18 protein-coding genes and 1 pseudogene are annotated in these 18089 nt (G+C 52.6%); 9 read left to right on the top strand and 10 right to left on the bottom strand.

Annotated features, from left to right (window positions below; genetic code table 11):
* Nucleotides 1-41: 41 nt before the first annotated feature.
* The 6 genes from VB712_RS14375 to hemW form a co-directional block, all read right to left on the bottom strand.
* The gene (locus VB712_RS14375) at nt 42-350 is read right to left on the bottom strand and encodes a type II toxin-antitoxin system RelE/ParE family toxin (protein ID WP_323255869.1); all 309 of its coding nucleotides are present in this window, start codon (nt 348-350) and stop codon (nt 42-44) included.
* Nucleotides 351-352: 2 nt separating this feature from the next.
* Nucleotides 353-616, bottom strand: a complete 264-nt coding sequence (locus tag VB712_RS14370) for a hypothetical protein (protein ID WP_323255868.1) — start codon at nt 614-616, stop codon at nt 353-355.
* Nucleotides 617-763: 147 nt separating this feature from the next.
* A complete protein-coding gene (locus tag VB712_RS14365) occupies nt 764-2026 on the bottom strand; it encodes a Zn-dependent hydrolase (RefSeq protein ID WP_323255867.1) in 1263 nt (420 codons plus the stop codon).
* Nucleotides 2027-2108: 82 nt separating this feature from the next.
* A complete protein-coding gene (locus VB712_RS14360; RefSeq protein WP_323255865.1) occupies nt 2109-2708 on the bottom strand; it encodes a Uma2 family endonuclease in 600 nt (199 codons plus the stop codon).
* A 177-nt stretch (nt 2709-2885) separates the two neighbouring features.
* Complete coding sequence (locus VB712_RS14355) at nt 2886-3569, bottom strand: hypothetical protein (RefSeq protein ID WP_323255864.1); 684 nt, start codon at nt 3567-3569, stop codon at nt 2886-2888.
* Nucleotides 3570-3579: 10 nt separating this feature from the next.
* Nucleotides 3580-4794 carry a radical SAM family heme chaperone HemW gene (gene hemW / locus VB712_RS14350; protein WP_323255863.1) on the bottom strand — a complete coding sequence of 405 codons (1215 nt, stop codon included), beginning with the start codon at nt 4792-4794 and terminating at the stop codon, nt 3580-3582.
* A 198-nt stretch (nt 4795-4992) separates the two neighbouring features.
* On the opposite strand from hemW, the gene VB712_RS14345 reads away from it, so the two are divergent.
* Complete coding sequence (locus tag VB712_RS14345) at nt 4993-6072, top strand: PIN/TRAM domain-containing protein (protein WP_323255861.1); 1080 nt, start codon at nt 4993-4995, stop codon at nt 6070-6072.
* Nucleotides 6073-6226: 154 nt separating this feature from the next.
* Here the strand turns inward: VB712_RS14345 and VB712_RS14340 are convergent, their stop codons facing one another.
* Nucleotides 6227-6886, bottom strand: coding sequence for a MotA/TolQ/ExbB proton channel family protein (locus tag VB712_RS14340; protein ID WP_323255860.1), 660 nt, complete (start codon nt 6884-6886; stop codon nt 6227-6229).
* Between the two features lie 243 nt (nt 6887-7129).
* On the opposite strand from VB712_RS14340, the gene gghA reads away from it, so the two are divergent.
* The 4 genes from gghA to VB712_RS14320 all read left to right on the top strand — a co-directional run bounded on the left by gghA (nt 7130) and on the right by VB712_RS14320 (nt 11295).
* Nucleotides 7130-9598: a glucosylglycerol hydrolase gene (gene gghA / locus VB712_RS14335; protein ID WP_416236358.1), complete on the top strand. Its 2469-nt coding sequence runs from the start codon at nt 7130-7132 to the stop codon at nt 9596-9598.
* Between the two features lie 50 nt (nt 9599-9648).
* Nucleotides 9649-10674: a serine/threonine-protein kinase gene (locus VB712_RS14330; protein WP_323255857.1), complete on the top strand. Its 1026-nt coding sequence runs from the start codon at nt 9649-9651 to the stop codon at nt 10672-10674.
* Nucleotides 10675-10807: 133 nt separating this feature from the next.
* A complete protein-coding gene (locus VB712_RS14325) occupies nt 10808-11020 on the top strand; it encodes a hypothetical protein (RefSeq protein WP_323255855.1) in 213 nt (70 codons plus the stop codon).
* Nucleotides 11017-11295 carry a type II toxin-antitoxin system RelE/ParE family toxin gene (locus tag VB712_RS14320; protein WP_323255853.1) on the top strand — a complete coding sequence of 93 codons (279 nt, stop codon included), beginning with the start codon at nt 11017-11019 and terminating at the stop codon, nt 11293-11295. Before VB712_RS14325 ends, VB712_RS14320 begins: the two co-directional genes overlap by 4 nt.
* Here VB712_RS14320 and VB712_RS14315 read toward each other — a convergent pair whose 3' ends face one another.
* The 3 genes and pseudogenes from VB712_RS14315 to VB712_RS14310 all read right to left on the bottom strand — a co-directional run bounded on the left by VB712_RS14315 (nt 11296) and on the right by VB712_RS14310 (nt 13708).
* Nucleotides 11296-11463 carry a hypothetical protein gene (locus VB712_RS14315; RefSeq protein ID WP_323255852.1) on the bottom strand — a complete coding sequence of 56 codons (168 nt, stop codon included), beginning with the start codon at nt 11461-11463 and terminating at the stop codon, nt 11296-11298.
* A 302-nt stretch (nt 11464-11765) separates the two neighbouring features.
* Nucleotides 11766-11873: pseudogene (locus tag VB712_RS20530) on the bottom strand (four helix bundle protein); the annotation flags it as partial.
* An 86-nt stretch (nt 11874-11959) separates the two neighbouring features.
* Entirely contained in the window at nt 11960-13708 is a 1749-nt protein-coding gene (locus tag VB712_RS14310) for a bifunctional serine/threonine-protein kinase/formylglycine-generating enzyme family protein (RefSeq protein WP_323255850.1), read from the bottom strand.
* A gap of 107 nt (nt 13709-13815) precedes the next feature.
* Between VB712_RS14310 and VB712_RS14305 the strand changes: the two genes are divergently transcribed.
* The 4 genes from VB712_RS14305 to VB712_RS14290 all read left to right on the top strand — a co-directional run bounded on the left by VB712_RS14305 (nt 13816) and on the right by VB712_RS14290 (nt 18064).
* Nucleotides 13816-14442 carry a Uma2 family endonuclease gene (locus VB712_RS14305; protein ID WP_323255848.1) on the top strand — a complete coding sequence of 209 codons (627 nt, stop codon included), beginning with the start codon at nt 13816-13818 and terminating at the stop codon, nt 14440-14442.
* Between the two features lie 151 nt (nt 14443-14593).
* A complete protein-coding gene (locus tag VB712_RS14300; RefSeq protein ID WP_323255846.1) occupies nt 14594-15199 on the top strand; it encodes a nitroreductase family protein in 606 nt (201 codons plus the stop codon).
* 25 nt (nt 15200-15224) lie between these two features.
* The gene (gene hypF, locus VB712_RS14295) at nt 15225-17576 is read left to right on the top strand and encodes a carbamoyltransferase HypF (RefSeq protein ID WP_323255844.1); all 2352 of its coding nucleotides are present in this window, start codon (nt 15225-15227) and stop codon (nt 17574-17576) included.
* A gap of 239 nt (nt 17577-17815) precedes the next feature.
* Nucleotides 17816-18064, top strand: coding sequence for a HypC/HybG/HupF family hydrogenase formation chaperone (locus VB712_RS14290; protein ID WP_323255843.1), 249 nt, complete (start codon nt 17816-17818; stop codon nt 18062-18064).
* Nucleotides 18065-18089: the final 25 nt, after the last annotated feature.

Raw genomic sequence — 18089 nt, 5'->3', positions numbered from 1 at the left:
ATGGGGCAAAATTTATCTATATTTCACGAAAACCTCCATGTTTAGAGATCATGATCTTCAAATAATGCCCTTAAATCACGATAGCTACTGACAACTCGTAAGATTTCAATTCCCATTTCAGTAGGACGGTAAAAAATCAAAACATCATCAAGGGGAAAACTACGCAAGTTAGGTAATAATTCATGACGTGCGCGTCCCATTTTTGGAAAAGCCAATAGTTTTGAACACAATTGATTCAGTCGATTCAAAAAATCCTCAGAACGATTGATGCTAGATACCACTGCTAAATGATCTAAAATCAACTCTAGATCGTGAATAGCTGTACGAGTAAAAACATAAACTCGACTCATTATTATCCTTCTTGCTTATGCTTGTTTAGTCGATCCCGCAACTGCGTAAATACAACATCTCCCACAATCACATCACCTCGTTCTGAATCCGCAACACCTCGCATGATTTCTTTTTGTAGCTCTTCAAAACGCTCTTGATAAAGTAACTTTTGTCGCAGCAATAAACGCACACCTTCATTAACGGCTACATCAACCGAGGGAAAAAGACCGCGCTCAACTTGCTCCGTTAAAAACTGCGCTAACTCTGGCTGTAATGAAATTTCCATGATCCAGAACACTCTAGACTTGTTTAATGGTCTCCATCGTAGCAAACTTTTTCAGTCGCAAGGGCGAAAAATTTTTGTGCCTCCGGCAGGCTTACGCCAACGCCCCTACGCCCGTCAATTCTACAACCCGATCCCCGATCAGTCCTGCTAACTGGTGGCGCGGTCTGGGTTGAGGTAGTGGCGATCGCACCGGATCAGCGTATGCAACAACACATTCGCCCCCTGAACACATTCATCGGGGGAAGTATATTCTAATTCCGAATGGCTCAAACCCGACTCACTGGGAACAAAAATCATCCCCATATCCGTAACATTGGCCAATTCTTGGGCATCGTGGCTGGCGCGGCTGGGGAGATAGGTATAGGAAAGATTTAAGCCCTCGCTCACTTGGGCAATCATATCTTGTAAATGGGTTTCCGCTAGGGCTGGCTCATTACGCAGACGGCGTTCAAAACTGATTTTTGTATTCGTGGCGATCGCAATTTCTTGAATATGCAAATGTAATTGCGCCAATAATCGGTCAATGTGCAAATTAGAAAGGTCGCGAATATCAAGGCTCATTTCCACTTTGCCCGGCACGACGTTGGCCGCATTGGGATAAACCTGCATTTGACCCACCGTGGCCACCTGCTGCCCCGGCATCGTCGCAATCTCATTCACCGCCAGCACCACCTTGGCCGCCGCCACCAGTGCATCACAGCGCATATACATCGGCGTTGTTCCCGCATGGTTTTCCTGACCTAGGACGGTAATTTGATAGCGATGCTGGCCCACAACGCCCTCGACTACGCCGATCTGCTTCTCCATCGATTCTAAAATTGGCCCCTGCTCCACATGGAGTTCAATAAAAGCGGCAATTTCATCCGGTTGCCGTTGGGCTTGCTTGATGTAGTCCCAATTGCCACCGATGCGGGCTAAACAGGTTTGGATCGCTTCCCCATTGGGGCGGCGGTAATATTCAGGATCGGGAAAGACGCGGCCGGAAATCCCTTTGCTGCCAATCATGCTCCCTTCTTCATCGGTGAACACCATTACCTCAATGGGGTGATGGAGACGGTGGCCCTGATCATGGAGCGATCGCACCACCTCAATCCCGGCCAACACGCCAAAGGCCCCATCATAGCGGCCACCACTGGGGACGGTATCAATATGGGAGCCGGTGGCGAGGACGGGGAGGTCATCCTGTTGCCCCGGATAGCGGCCGATGATATTCCCGGCGGTATCAATGCGGACATCCATGCCACTATCGCGCATTTGGCCATGAATCCAATGGCGGGCCTGGCAATCTTCGGGACTATAGGCAATGCGGCGCACGCCCCCCTGGGGGAGACGGCCAATATTGCTGAGATCTTCAATGCTTTGCAGCAGGCGATCGCGGTTCACCAAGGGTAAACGAACAGTGGTGGTCATGGTGCGCTCAGGGTAGATGAAGGGAAGAGCTACCATGGTATCAAAATCAATGCGATCGCCTTGAAGCCAAATTTACCAATGCTCAAGATTCGCTGATCGTCGGTTCGGGGGGGAAGGGGATGTGATCGTAGAGGTCGGAAAGGGCGATCACAAAATCCACCGTTGCCAATTTTAATTCAGCCCCCTGGCCTTCATAATCCCTCAGCAACCATTCCCCCTGGCCATTGCGGATATGTTGCTCAACCCAAGGGCTGTACTCATGAATCAAGATGTATTCCTGAAGCGTCGGTATGGATCGAAAAAGCTTAAATCGGGGAAATCTATGATCATTTTGGAGTGATCGACAAAGAATCTCCATGATCACAATCGGGTTAGTGATCGTCGTCTGCGATGAATCGTAATATTCCGTAGGAGCAGCGACGATCATCACATCGGGGTAAGTGTAGCGGCGCACATCGGGAATCCAGAGCCGGACATCGCTCATATAGACTTCATAGTCTTGTTCGTCAATCGTCAGGGGAAACCGCCGACAAAAGTTAAGGGCGATTTTATTATGATTTGTCGTGCCGCCGGCCATCGGGATAATTGCTCCATCAATATATTCGTGGCGTTGATCCGCCACTTCCTCCAACGCGAGGTATTCCTCAGGGGTGTAGGTTTTCGGCTGGGTTTGGGCAATCATGGGATTGAGGGGGTAGTGAGGATCTGGTTAAATTGTGCCATTTTAGCCAAAATCCACGACTCGTGCCATGGCTCTGCCATGGCATGGGCATTAGGCGGCTCTGCCGCCATTGGGGGAGGCAGAGCTTCCGGGGAAGCATTACTTGGCAAAGCCAAGTAACGAGATAACGAGATACCCTTAACCAATCCCCAAAATATAGTTAAATTCCCCCCGGCCCACCCGGTTTTCTAACTGCTTAATCACCGCCCGACTGTCATCATAGGGGCCATTGATATACAGCGGTTTGCCCTCATAACCAAACTGTAGCTGTGGCTCTCCCCCCCAAGGCCCCAGATGATAAAGCGTCTTTTCAAACTCCTCATGGGGTTGAAATCCCAACCGCGCCGCATATTCCACCGCCCCAAAAACGATCGCCTGAGCCTGTTGCAATTCCACCGATTCCGCGCCATCGGGAAAAGCTTGATAAAACGCTTTAACAAAATCAGGATATTCCTCCCGCTCCATTTGTCTCGGCCCCATCGTATCCTTAACCCCCAAACAAAGATAATCCACTAAATAGGTGCAAACCGAAACCCGATCATAGCCTTTGAGCCGCGCAATCAACACTAAACCCAAACAACTATCAGGCATCGTTTTGGGGGCATCTCCGCATAAATAACGCCCACAATCTGCACTGACCAAACATTCATGAACCGGCGGCAATTCCCCCTTGCTGGCCAGCGTAAATACCGGCCCCTCCCCATGGGCCGCCACCACTGAACGCACCGCCGACACCCTTAGCCCCAAATGGGCGGCAATTTGGCGGGGGGTGAAATTTTGCTGGCGAAGCTTGAGGATGGCTTGTTCTTGTTCGGGGGACATGGGGGCCAGGTTAGGGGTCGAATTGGGCAAAGAGGCTGGCCAAAATTGTATTGGAAAAGAGCAACCCTTCTGGATCCGTGAGGGCAAGGCGATCCGCGCTAGCGTACCCATCCGCGTTAGCGTACCCATCCGCGCTAGCGTACCCATCGCCCCCTAGATTCACCCAACCCTGAGCCGCATAGGGGGCGAGGGTGGCACGAATTTGGGCCTGTTCAACGGGGGTGAAGCGTTCCCAGGCAATCCCTTCTGTCAGTCGTAACCCTAACATCAGGGTTTCCAAGAGGCGATCGCTCTCCCCAACCTCCTCCACCACTGGCATCGCTCCCGCTTCCACCCAAGCAAAATAATCAGCACGGGTGCGGGGTCGGGTAAACCGGCCCTCAGGGGTATAGCTAGCAGCCCCCAAGCCAAAGGCATAATAGGGGCGGTTTTCCCAATAGGTGCGATTGTGGCGGCATTGGTGGCCCGGTTGGGCATAGTTGGAGATTTCGTAATGATCATAACCGGCGGCCGTGAGCAACGCCTGCGCCGTGCGGTACATTTGCGCCGTCAGCATATCCTCTGGGAGGGGAGCCGTGCCGGGTTCGTAGCGTTTGCCGAAGGGGGTGACGGGTTCTAGCACCAGATCGTAACAGGAAAGATGGTGGGGCTGATGGGCGATCGCCCGTCTTAACGACTCCTCCCATTGCCCCAGGGTTTGATCGGGCAAGCCGGAGATCAGATCAAGGCTGAAATTTTCAATCTGGGCTTGGTGGAAATAGCCGAGGGCGGTTTCTACGTCGGCCAGATTGTGCGATCGCCCACAGGAGGCTAACAACTCATCCTGAAACGCCTGCACCCCCAAACTAAACCGATTCACCCCCACTGCCCGATAATCCCGCAATCTCCCCAGATCAAACGTCCCCGGATCAATTTCCATCGCAATTTCCACCCCCTGCGCTAAACCCAAGGTCTGATCCAATTGCTGCAAAATCTCCCCCAATTGCGCCGGAGCCACCAGCGAAGGCGTGCCACCCCCAAAAAACACCGTTTCTAGGGGATGGGGGGGATGGCGTTGGGCCGTGAGGTGAATTTCCTGCTGGAGGAAGCCTAAATAGGCGGGAATGCTCGGGGAATCGGGGCGATCGCCCACCACCACAATCGGGAAATCACAGTAAAAACACCGCCGCCGACAAAAGGGGAGGTGAATATAAGCCGAGGCGATCGCCCAATCCCTCTCCCACAAAGAGGAACTTTCGATCTGGCTCCCCTTCTCCCTATTTGGGAGAAGGGGCGGGGGGGATGAGGGCCGATTGTCCAAATTGGAATGCTCCCACTGCTCTTGTCTAGAAAACCGAATCAAGCCACTCCCACCGGCCCCGATATAATGGGTAAAATCTAGCCACGGGGCTAACGTTAAAATTACCCAAATTTGGGGATCATCATGATAGATGCCGTCATTATCAGCATATTTGTTTTGGCCCTAGCTGGGGTCGGTTACGAGGCGATCGACATTGTACCCCCTGACGTGTTGTTGCAAGTCACCAACATTGAAGCCGTTCGGCTGATCATTGCCAGTTTCGGGGCGATCATCGGTTTAGCGGTAGGGTTAACCGCCCAAACCACCTACCGCCGCCTTGAAACCAGAGTGCGCCAAATGCCCATCGAAGTCATCCTCACCCGCGCTGTGGGTTGGGTGATTGGGCTGCTCCTCGCCAACCTGATGCTGGCCCCCATCTTTCTGTTACCGATTCCCAAAGAGGTAAGCCTCGTTAAACCGATGTTAGCGGTGTTGGTCAGTGTCATGTTTTCCTTTCTGGGTGTAACGTTAGCCGATACCCACGGCCGCACCTTTTTACGCCTGATCAACCCCAACAGCATCGAAAGTCTCCTCGTCGCCGAGGGGACACTCCGGCCCGCCATCACCAAAATCCTCGACACCAGTTGCATCATCGATGGCCGCATCGAAGAACTGCTCAACACTGGATTTATTGAAGGGCAAATTCTCATCCCTCAATTTGTGTTGCAAGAATTGCAACTATTGGCAGACAGTTCCAATGATCAAAAACGGATGCGCGGCCGGCGGGGCTTAGACATTCTCAAACGAATGCAAACGGCCTTCCCGGAAAAAATTCTGATCAACCCCACCGATTATGATGATGTCAACACCGTTGATGCTAAATTAGTGCGATTTTCTCAAGAAATTAACGGCACATTATTAACTAATGATTACAACCTCAGCAAGGTAGCCAATTTGCAAAAAGTAGCCGTATTAAATGTCAATGATTTAGCCAAAGCGATCCGCCCCATTTACCTCCCTGGCGACACCATCGATCTCAAAATTCTCAAGCAAGGCAAAGAGCCAGAGCAGGGCGTTGGCTATTTAGCCGATGGCACAATGGTGGTGGTTGAGGAGGGCTATGAGTATCTAGGCGATGAGTTGCCCGTCGTCGTAACTTCAGCCCTGCAAACCTCCGCAGGTCGGATGATTTTTGCCAAACCCCAAGCCTCCGTTACCGCTTGATTTGGGGCGAAAAATTTTTCGCCCCTACAAATCTCGCGCCATCGCTGTGCCTCGCCCCTAAAAATCTCGTGCCATGGCTCTGCCATGGCATGGGCATTGGGCGGCTTTGCCGCCATGGGAGGAGGCAGAAGCCAAGTAACGAGGGAGAGGAAAATTAAGCGGGGCGATCGCCTTCTTGCTTTTCATGGGCTGGGGCAATGATGCGATAGTTACGGCGATAAAGCAGTTCAAGTTGACCGCCAGCGGTTTGAATCAGAATCATTTGGCGGCGGGCCAAGCCCCGAAACAGATTCGCAAATAAGAGGGTGATGATCGCAATGATCAGGCCAGCAGCCGTAGAAATGAGAGCTTCCGCAATCCCCCTTGTCACCCCCGCCGTTTGAAAAAGCGTTTGCGCCCCCAAGTTAAGATTAACAAACGTGCGCATTAACCCCAAGATTGTCCCCAATAACCCTAGGAGGGGAGAGGCGGTGATAATCGTCTCAAAAACCGTGTTAAACCGTTTGAGGATAGGGAGTTCCCCCTGGGCAGCGGTTTCGAGGGCGAGGGAAAATTCCGCTGGGGTGGGTTCCGGGAGAATCAGGGCAGCGAGGAAGATGCGGGCAATGGGAAGGTTGGGCTTGGTTTTAAGGTAGGCGATCGCCCCTTGCGGATCTTCTCGATAGGCAGCCAGGACAGTCATCATCAACCGCCGCTGCTGTTGATGAACCCGCCACCAAAAAAGCAGTCTTTCGCCAATCAGCACCACCGCAATCATGGAAAAGGCCAACAGGGGCAAAATAGTAATACCACCCAGGGTCAAAATGGTATTCAACGGGTTAATCTCCGACAGCTTAGATGCAACATCTTTAAAATTATACCGCTACGGAGAAAGTCGGTTAAGTGCCAGAGCTTGGGGATTAAAATGCGATCGCCCCCACCCCCCTGGCCCCTTACCCGAAAATCCCCCCACCTCCACTATCTAGAGATAGATGACGGCAGAATCCAGATTGCGCTAGGGTGCAACAACGCGCTTCGAGCCGTGACTAAGACCGTTGTTGAGATCCTTGAAATTATGGTGACTGTTGCCACAAAACCGGCCATTCATTGCGTTGAAGGCCCCACCCAAGAACTCCTAGACTGGGTGCAAGCCGTCGAACATTCCGACTTGACGATTTTTGAAAAGGGCTTAAAAATTGCCACCCGCCTTGGGGCCCATTACCGCGCAGATGGCTTAGTGGAAATTGGCTTTTGGACACCGCAACTCATGGCCCAAGTGATGCGGAAGCTGGAAATTTACTTTGAAGTGCTTACGCCCCTCGAACCCATCGATGTTTCTGTACCAGAGCAGGTGGTGGAATTTCGGCGCGATCGCCTCAATCTCATCCAACAGGGGGAATTTCATTGGGGTGTCATCGAGGGCATGACCCCCGGCACCGCTGAACAACTCGGCTCCTTCTACTGGCTCCGCTACATCGACCAAAACGAACAACTCCAAGCCATCCGTGATCCCCTCGCCCACTCCCTCCCCTACGGCGTATTCGCCCCAGCGGAACTCTACGATCTGGACACCCTCCAAAAAAATCGCACCGATCTCGACTACATCCGCCGCACCAGCGCCTCCGCCCTGCCGGATCAAGATACCCGCCTCGCCACCGATACCCACCGTATCCCCCGCGTCCGCGCCCCCCGCAATATCCTCCAATTGCACATTGGCACCGCTTCCAAAGAAGGCACATTTAAGGGACTCACCCAAATCTATCAAACCATTTCCGAAAAACTCGCCCAAGGCCAAGCCCTCACCCCCATTGAGGAAAGCTATATCGGCTACGATGCAGTGCAATTTTTGCCCACCGAGCCAACCATTGAATATCGCGATGAATATAGCCCCGAAAGTGAGTTTTTCTCCTTTGCGGGCGAATCGGGAGATATCATCAGCATTGAACTCACCAAACCCAATACCCAAGATTGGGGCTATGATGTCCCCATTTTGGGATCAAGCACAACCAATTCAGCCCTGTTGAGCAGTTTGCGCCCCGATGAAGTGATTGAACTGATTAGCACATTGCATAATTTTTTCACAGGGCCGATTCAGGTCATTTATGATCTGGTCTATGGCCATGCCGATAATCAATCAGAATTATTATTGCCCCACCAATTCCTCAAGGGGCCGAATATGTATGGCCAAGATCTCAACCATCAGTTGCCGATGGTGCGGGCGATTTTCTTGGAAATGCAGCGGCGCAAAATTAATACGGGGGCCGATGGTATTCGTGTCGATGGGGGCCAAGATTTCCGCTTCTTTAATCCCCTATCCGGTCGCGTTGAATATGATGATGCCTACCTGTTGGCGATGAGTGATTTAGTACAGGAAATTGAAGGCTGTCAGCGGTTGCTATTTACGATTTACGAAGATGGCCGCCCCTGGCCCCAAGAGGGTTGGGAGGATATTTCCACCTATCGCGAATTAATTGAACTCAAGCCCGATGCCTATCAATGGGGGCCGTTAATTTTTGCCCATAATACCCCTACGTTAAACGGGGTATGGGAAAAGAAATGGCGGCGAGTTTGTGAGGTGATGTATGAGGGCGATCGCTGGATCACCGGTTGCGCCAACCATGACACCGTGCGCCGGGGCAACCAAGTCAGCACTGATGCGGATATTAACTGGAATCTGGGCAAAACATTGCCGGAGGTGTTGCGCCATGCCTACGATAATCCCGCCGTTACCCTCTGGGTCTATGGGTTTAGTCCGGGCCTACCCATGGATTTTATTAATGCCACGCTCCACGCCCCTTGGATGTTTTTTCGCAACACCGATGAACGCTATGGTGTGAAGGTCGTCTCAGAAGAGGCAGGGTTTTTAGACTGGCAAATTACACCGGAACTATTTAAACGCAAAAAAGCATTTCCCCGCTTGAAATCCTTAGGCTTTAAAGATATTGGCGAACTGCGAGAATTTAGCAAAGCGCTGAATGCAATCATGGAAGAAAATGATTACAATATTTCCGCAGTGGTGGCGGCCATTCGTAACTGTATCGAAGGGAAAGAAGAAGCCTGCAACATCCCTAATATTAAAAGCTTACGGCGGCCGGGAATGCTACGATTTCTCAGCAAGATGGATCTCGATCGCCTCAAACAGTTTGCTCGCTGGTTTATGGAGGATTGCTATGAAATTTGTAATGTGGGCCATTATGCAACCCAGGTCAACCCCACCCAAACCGCCTATAACTTGAGCATCCGCCAATTCCGCCACCGCTACCCCTGGTTACGCCATAACCTATCGGGTACAGATCGCTTTAACAAAATCAGCGAACCAGAGGCAACAATTTTCTACGGTGTGCGCAGTAATCCGGAGCGACCAGAGGAAACGGTGGCGATGGTGGCTCACATGGGGGGCAAAGCTCACCGCATTCAGTTGGCGGACTTGCTGCAATTAGAGGGGGAAGATTGGCAGGTGGCGATCGCCTCCCCCGGTTTAACCCTCAAGGATCTCAATGATTTTGAGCTTCAGGATACCCAAGCGGTGCTTTTAACGAAAACCTAACGGTTCTTGAACCCAGTGGCGATTAGAATCAAGGGCGTTGCGGTTGAGGGATGGTTATGGGTTGGCAGGCGGGGGATTGGTTGCACGGGGGAGAATATCGGATAGTGCGATCGCTCAATGAGGGGCGCGTCGGGATTAGCTATCTGGCGGAACGCAAGGGGGGCGATCGCGTAGTCCTCAAGACGGTGCGGGATGCAGTTTGGGCGCAACTCACCCCCCCAGATCGGGAAAAGTTTAATAACAAGCTGATTGCTGAGGCGGTGAAGTTGATGCGTTGTCAGCATCCCCACATTGTCCGCTGTTTCGGTTCGTTTCTGGAGCAGGGTCGGGCGTTTATCGTTATGGCCTATGTGGCGGGGCAGGATTTGGCGAGTTTGCCGACGAAAACCCTAGGGGAGGAGGAGGCGTTGGTTTATATCCACCAGGTGGGGGAGGCGTTGAAGGTGGTGCATCGGGAGGGGTTGGTGCATCGGGATGTGAAGCCGGCCAATATTGTGTTGGCGGCGGGTAAACCAGACGCGGTGCTGATTGATTTTGGGGTGACGAAGGGGTTTAACGAAACGCTCACATCGATTTATTCCAGCAATACCGATGGCTATAGCCCTCTAGAGCTTTATGATTCCCGCGAGAAGGCGCAGCCCTATTGTGATGTCTATGCGCTGGCGGCGACGCTTTACACGCTGTTATCGGGGGATGTGCCTCCCCATGCGGAGGAGCGGGTCAGATTGGAGCGCAAGGGTCGGAAGTTGCCCCCCATTTCTGGGGTGAGTGATCAAACGAATCGGGCAATTCGGGAGGGGATGGCGTTGGATTATGGAGATCGTCCCCCAACCATTGAGGCGTTTTTTGCATTATTGCCGATTCCTCAACCACCACCGCCACCACCGCCGCCGCCACCACCGCCGCCGCCACCTCCACCCCCTGATCCCAATTTTCGGGTGGCCCGCGATACGCTTTATGTAACGGCTGTGGGGGTTGTGCTGACGGTTATTTTGGCACTTTTTGCCCAAGATATTCGCAGGGCCATTGATAATTGGTTCTTTTCCCCTGGTGTGGAGCAAAACTCTGAGCCATGACCATCAATTAGCTCTCGTGCCGTGGCTCTGCCATGGCATGGGTTAGGCGGCTCTGCCGCCTGGTGGAGGCAGAAACCCTCTAGGGTAGGCTCTCCACGGTTATAATCGAAGTAGAGCGTGATCCGAGGAGATTATGGAACAATCTAACATCCTAAATCCTGAAATACTCAAAACCCTGATTAAGGAAGGGATTCGAGAAGTCATGCGTGAAGAGTGGTACAAGTTTTTTGAGATGTTGCTGCCTTATGTGGATGATGTTGAACAGGCTGACATTGAAGCTACTTTTCAGCCCAACGATTATCTAGATCAGGACTTTGATGATATTACAGACTGGTTTAAATCATGAAGGTTAAACTGAGTAAGTCTGCTCAAAAATTCCTTAAGAAGCTCGATCCTGAAAGCCATCAGGCTGTGCTCATTAAGATTGGGATTCTTAAGACTTGTCTGGAAACCCAGAAGGTTTATCCTCCTGAAGAACTTGACATCAAAAAGCTCAAAGGTGAGTTAAAGCAATTTTCTAGAATCCGCGTCGGAAAAATTCGTATTATCTTTGAGATTCAGGCAGAATTAGAAACAATCAAAATTTACGATATTAACTTCCGAGGCAATATTTACGGGTAACTAATCATCTCTTTCGTCATACTGGAGGGTTTGGGGAGGGTTGGTTGTTTCCTGATGTTCTGTAGTCCCTCGTACTTGCTCCAAGATTTTATCCAGCAACCATAATTTATCTTCTAGTGATAAGTGATGAATGGATTGTTCAAGCTCTAATAATTGATGGGAAATCATAGTTAGCTCTCACGACTTGATTTTAGAATTGTAGCTCTCGTGCCGTAGCTCTGCCATGGCATTTGCCTTTGGCGAAACCCTAAGCTCTAGAAACCGGGTTTTTTGCACCTGTTGCTGTGCGCTCCCATCGCTTCCTGCAACCCGGTTTCTGAACCCCACTGAAGCGGAGAAACCGGGTTGCTGATATTAGCTCTCGTGCCGTGGCTCTGCCATGGCATGGGTGTTGGGCGGCTCTGCCGCCTGGTGGAGGCAGAGCCTCCAAGGGTGCGTTACTTGGCAGAGCCAAGTAACGAGGGAAAAGTGATCCGATCTCCTAAAGCAAATTTATGGTTTTTAGGTAATCGGTTCACAATCGGAATATACCACTGAATCAAATCATAGGTTTTCTGAATAATTGGTAGTTCTTTCATAAAAAAATCGAAAAGCTCCCTTCGGTCGCATGGGAAAGGGTAAAGGGGAAGAAGAGCAGAGTGCAAGAGTACTAAAGGGCAAAGGACTAGAAGAGTCCTGCGCCCACCAGACAGACACGAAACCCAAGGAGGTCGTAGATGAGGCCGCGCAGACCGTGGTTGCGGTTGGCTGAACGGCAGCCAACCGGGTTGGCGTACCAAGAACCGCCACGCAGTACATAGTTACTACCACTTTCTTTCAACAAAACCTTAAGATTTGCCGAAGGTTTTTGATAACGATTATCATTCACGTTCTCATCCCATACTCTACCATCTCCGGGCGCACCTTGATAGTTTTCATGGAAGGGATCAAAACACCACTCCCAAACATTGCCATGGCAATCATACAACCCAAAGCCATTGGGGGGAAAGCTGGCCACTGGGGTCGTTTCTTCTCGATATTGCCCCTTGGGTGCGTTGCCAAAGGTGTAGTTCCCGTCATAGTTCACCAACTCTGGCGTGATCGTTTCCCCAAAAGCAAAGGGGGTCTTTGTTCCAGCACGACAAGCATACTCCCATTCTGCCTCGCTGGGGAGGCGATACTCCTTGCCCGTTAGCTTGCTCAATCGAGCGCACCACTCCACCGCATCATACCAAGACACCTGTTCAACGGGACGATCGCCCCCCTTAAAATTGGATGGGTCAGGGTTCAAATCCCGAACAATTTTGCCCACCTGCGTCACCACAACGCGCCATTGCTCTTGGGTGACGGGGGTTTTGCCCATCCAAAAGGGGGAAACCTGGACAGAATGCTGCGGACTTTCCCACCTAAACCATCCCTTATCATACTTTTTACACAACCGCTCAATTTCCGCCTCCTCTGTCCCCATCAAAAACGTGCCACCGGGGATTTCCACCATCTCCAACCGCACCCCGTCCCCCAAATCCTGGGGATAAAACCGCGCCTGACCGGGGATTTTCTGAATAATTTCCCCCCGATCATTGACCCGTACCGTCTCAAAGCTAAAGGAGGGTAAACCCCCGCCACTATTGGGCAACAGTGCCAACCACGCGGCCACGGTTTGGGGGCGGTCATCGGGTTCCACCGCCATCCCCTGCTGAATCGCGTTTTGCAGTTCTACCGACCAATGCTGCGGAATTTCCAGCCGATCCCTTCTCACCCGCATCGTCGCAATCGGTGGCAAAACCCCCGTCAGCAAATAGTACAGCGTCGCTGCCAAAGCATAAACGTCCGTAAATTCCCCCCGATGCTCCTGCTCGTCATACTGCTCAATGGGCGCGTAACAGGGTGTGTAGAAAGTGGTGTGGGTTTGGGTCAAATTGGGGATAAACTCCCGCGCAATGCCAAAATCAATCAACACCGCCTCATTCGCCGGCAACCGCACCATAATATTCTGAGGCTTAATATCCCGATGGAGCAACCCCTTCTCGTGCATCACATTCAACGCTGCCCCCACCTGCCGGATATAGCGCAACGCCACTGCCTCCGGCAACGCCCCCCCACGGGCCACGCGATCGCCTAAATCCTGCCCCTGAATATATTCCATCACCATGCAGGGCAGCCCCTCATGGGTGAAATGATTCACCACCTCAACAATATACCGATGGCGACAGATGGCGATTTTCGCCGTTTCCCGGTCAAAATCCCGCAGAAACTTATCCCGAAAGGGGATATACTCCGCCTCCGTCATCACCTCATCCTTGAGGGTTTTCAGCACAAACTGCTGACCCTTCGGGTCTTTGACCAAGTAGGTGATGCCAAAACCCCCCTTCTTGATCGGCTTAACGATCGCATAACGATTCCCAAAAATCTGCGTACCCGGTTCCCAAACCATCGCCCTCAACCCAAGACTCCCCCCAGTTTACCCCATCCCTAGGGGGGAAGCGCATCCCAGCCCCCATCGAGGCGTGCTAAAATCCAATTCAATCCATGGGGTTGATCATGGTTCAAACAGAGATACAGACAATTGATTTTGATACGTTTGTGGTGATGTATCCAGAGCAGGGGCAACGCTACGAACTCCATGATGGTTTGCTCATCGAAATGCCAAAACCAACGGGATACCATTCGCAACTGACCGGGTTTTTGATTGAGGAATTGATTTGGGCGATCGCCCAGATGGGGAAACGGGGCCAGTGGTTGATTCCTAGAGAGTCGATTGTGCGGGCCGCCAATGGTCGCTCCGGTTATGAGCCGGATATTCTTGTCCTAGAGCGGTCGGGATTGGCCCAGGAAGAACGTTGGGCGCGGGAGTCAGTAATTGAGGGGGCGGCGGCGGTGCGGTTAGTGGTGGAAGTGGTGAGCCAGAATTGGCGGGATGATTATTTTAAAAAACGGGCGGATTATGAAGAGTTAGGCATTCAAGAATATTGGATTGTCGATTATGCAGCATTGGGGGGGCGAACCTTTTTAGGCGATCCCAAAATACCCACCCTCTTTGTTCATCAACTCATCGATGGGGAATATCAAATCACCCCCTTTCGTCATCAAGATCTGATCATTTCCCCCACATTTCCAGAATTGACCCTCACCGTCGATCGCCTATGGGCAGCAGCAGATCCATCATGAAGATTGGCCAGTGCGATGATTGGGCGGATCGCCTCCCCCGGTTTAACCCTCAAGGATCTCGATGATTTTGAGCTTGAGGATACCCAAGCGGTGCTATTCACCCAGGCCATTGCTTAGAATCTGAAAGGTCTACCCATTTTTGAAAAACCCTATGGATACTCTCGCAGCCATTGAAGCCCGCCGGGCCGTGAAAAATTTCGACCCCAACCATCGTTTAACCCCGGCAGAGTTGGATCAACTCCTTTCCTTGGCAATGTTGTCCCCCACCGCCTTCAACATTCAGCATTGGCGTTTTGTCGTTGTCGATGATCCCGCTTTACGCCAGGAAATTCGTCAGGTTTCTTGGGATCAAGCTCAAGTGACCGATGCGTCAGTGCTGATCATCCTCTGTGCTGACCTTAAGGCTTGGACGCGCAACCCTCAACGCTATTGGCGCAATGCCCCCGAAGGGGTGCAGGAGTTCATGACGGGGGCGATCGCCCAATACTACGAAGGGAAGGAGCAGGTACAGCGGGATGAGGGGATGCGCTCCTGTGGGATTGCGGCCCAAACCTTGATGTTGGCGGCTCAGGCCATGGGTTATGATTCTTGCCCCATGGATGGTTTTGATTTTGATGCGGTGGCGAAGTTGATTAATTTACCGGCGGATCATACGCCTGTGATGTTTGTCACGATTGGCAAGGCGACCCAACCGGCACGGGAACGGGGCGGCCCCATTGAGAAAAGCGAAGCCGTGATTTATAACCGTTTTAGTTAATCGCCATCGCAGCGGGGTGCTAAACATGAGCGAGTTATTAGGCCCTGCTGAACGGCTTCGTTTGGAAATTACTGGCATTGTCCAGGGGGTGGGGTTTCGCCCCTTTGTCTATCAATTGGCCCAAAAACTAAACCTGACCGGCTGGGTGAGCAATTCCCCCCAAGGCGTACAGGTGGAAATTGAAGGCGATCGCCCCTCTCTCGCTCAATTCCAAACCCTCCTCCAGGGGGAACTCCCCCCCAATGCAGCCATCGCCACCCTCAACATCACGCCGATCCCAACCCAAGGGGATCAGGAATTTGTGATTCGGGAAAGCGATCGCACCGGCCCAAAAACTACCCTTGTTCTCCCCGATCTCGCCACCTGTTCAGCCTGTATTGCGGAACTCTTCGACCCCCAAAACCGCCGCTACCGCTACCCCTTCACCAACTGCACCCACTGCGGCCCCCGCTATACGATCATCACCGCCCTCCCCTACGATCGCCCCCACACCACCATGGCCGGCTTTCCCCTTTGTGGCGATTGTCAGCGGGAATATAGCGATCCGGGCGATCGCCGTTTCCATGCCCAGCCCAATGCCTGCCCCATCTGTGGCCCGCAGGTGGTGTTTTGGGGGCCTCAAGGAGATGTTATAGCTCAAGGGGAGGCGGCTTTAAGGGAAACCGTGGCGCAACTTCAGGCCGGGGCGATTGTTGCGGTGAAAGGCTTGGGTGGGTTTCACCTCATGGCCGATGCTCGCAATGGTGAAACCGTGGCAACGCTACGCCAACGCAAACATCGCCCCACCAAACCCCTCGCGGTGATGTATGCCGATTTGGCCCAATTAGAAGCAGATTGCGACGTTTCCCCAAAAGAAGCAACGTTGTTGCGATCGCCCCAAGCCCCTATTGTGCTGCTCCGTTGCCTTCCTGATACCGCCCTTGCCGCCAATGTGGCCCCCGGTAATCCCTACATTGGGGCCATGCTTCCCACCACTCCCCTCCATCACCTGCTGCTCAGAGCGATGCATAGCCCCCTCATTGCCACCAGCGGCAACCAAGCCAACGAGCCGATCTGTACCGATGAACAGGAAGCCCTACAACGTTTGGGGGGCATTGCCGATTATTTCCTCGTCCATAATCGGCCCATAGTGCGGCCCGTGGATGATTCAATTGTGCGAATCATGGCGGGGGAGGTGATGATCCTACGGCGAGCGCGGGGCTATGCCCCCTTACCCGTGGCCCAATTACCAACCCCCATGCCCCCCACCTTGGCCGTAGGAGCGCAACTCAAAAATGCGATCGCCCTCAACCTCGGCAATCAAATCATCCTCAGTCAACACATCGGCGATCTCAGTACACCCCAAGCCCTAGACCACTTTGAAAACACCATCGCCACCCTCCAAACCCTCTACCAAATCCAACCGCAACAGGTTTGTTGCGATGCCCATCCCGACTACATCGCCAGCCAATACGCCCAAGCCCTAGGGCTACCCTGCCAACAGGTACAACATCATCGAGCACATCTATGGGCGGCAATTTTCGAGGAAAGAGCAGAGAGGAGTTTTGAGGAAAGAGCAGAGAGAAGTGAGGAAAGAGAGCAATTCCCACTTTCCACTTCCTACTCCCCACTTCCTACTCACTCCCCCCTCCTCGGCATCGTCTGGGATGGCACAGGCTATGGCGAAGGGGGAGAAATTTGGGGGGGGGAATTTTTCCGGGTGATGGAGAGCAAAATGGAGCGGGTGGCCCATAGTTTGGAGTTTCCCTTACCGGGGGGCGATCGCGCCGCCCGCGAACCCTGGCGCAGTGCCATGGGGTTACTGTGGGCAACCTTCGGCCCCGATTTTCCCCCTTTAGAAAAGCGCGATCGCCAACAACAGTCCCTCATCCGTACCATGCTCACCCAAGGGGTAAACTGCCCCCAAACCACCAGCATCGGCCGGCTTTTCGATGGCGTAGCGGCCCTGATCGGGTTGGGCGATCGCAACAGTTTTGAAGGGGAAACGGCCATGGCTTTAGAATTTGCCGCTGAACAAACCCACACCGCCGCCGCCTATCCCTATGCCATCATCCCCAGTTCCCCGCTAGTTTTCGATTGGCGGCCCATGATCATCGCCCTCTGCCAAGATCGCCAAGCGGGGATCCCGATTCCCCAAATGGCGGCAAAATTTCACAATTGCTTAATTGACGGCATCACCCAAATCGCGCAAACAATAGGATGTAGTAACATCATCCTCACTGGCGGCTGCTTCCAAAACCGTTATCTCACCGAAGGGGCGATCGCCCATCTCACCGCCGCCGGTTTCTCCGTCCACCTCCCCCAAAACATCCCCCCCAACGACGGCAGCATCGCCGCCGGCCAACTAATCGCCACCGCTTTTGCAAGCAAACCCTAGAGGGCGAAAGATTTTTCGCCCCTACCAGAAAGATTTTTTGCCCCTACCAGAGGGCGAAAGATTTTTCCCTCACCAAAGGGCAAAAGATTTTTCGCCCCTACTCCCTACTCCCTACTCCCTACTCCCTACTCCCTACTCCCTACTCCCTACTCCCTACTCCCTACTCCCTACTCACTACTCCCTACTCCCTACTCCCTACTCCCTACTCCCTACTCCCTACTCCCTACTCCCTACTCCCTATGTGCCTCGCCATCCCCGGTCAACTGATGAATATTACCCATGAGGATCCCCTCCTCCGTCGCGGCCAAGTTAATTTTGGCGGTGTCCTTAAAGAAGTGAGCCTCGCCTATGTGCCAGAGGTGGAGGTGGGGCAATATGTGATTGTCCATGTGGGGTTTGCCTTGAGTATTATTGATGAAGCAGAGGCAGAGGAAACCTTGAACTATTTGGCCCACCTCACGCCCGCTGCGACCATACCTGCAAATTAATTTACTGCCCGCGAATTGAGGAGAA

The organism is Spirulina sp. CCNP1310, assembly GCF_034932185.1.
Lineage (GTDB): Bacteria > Cyanobacteriota > Cyanobacteriia > Cyanobacteriales > Spirulinaceae > Spirulina.
This window is presented reverse-complemented; position numbering and strand designations above follow the sequence as displayed.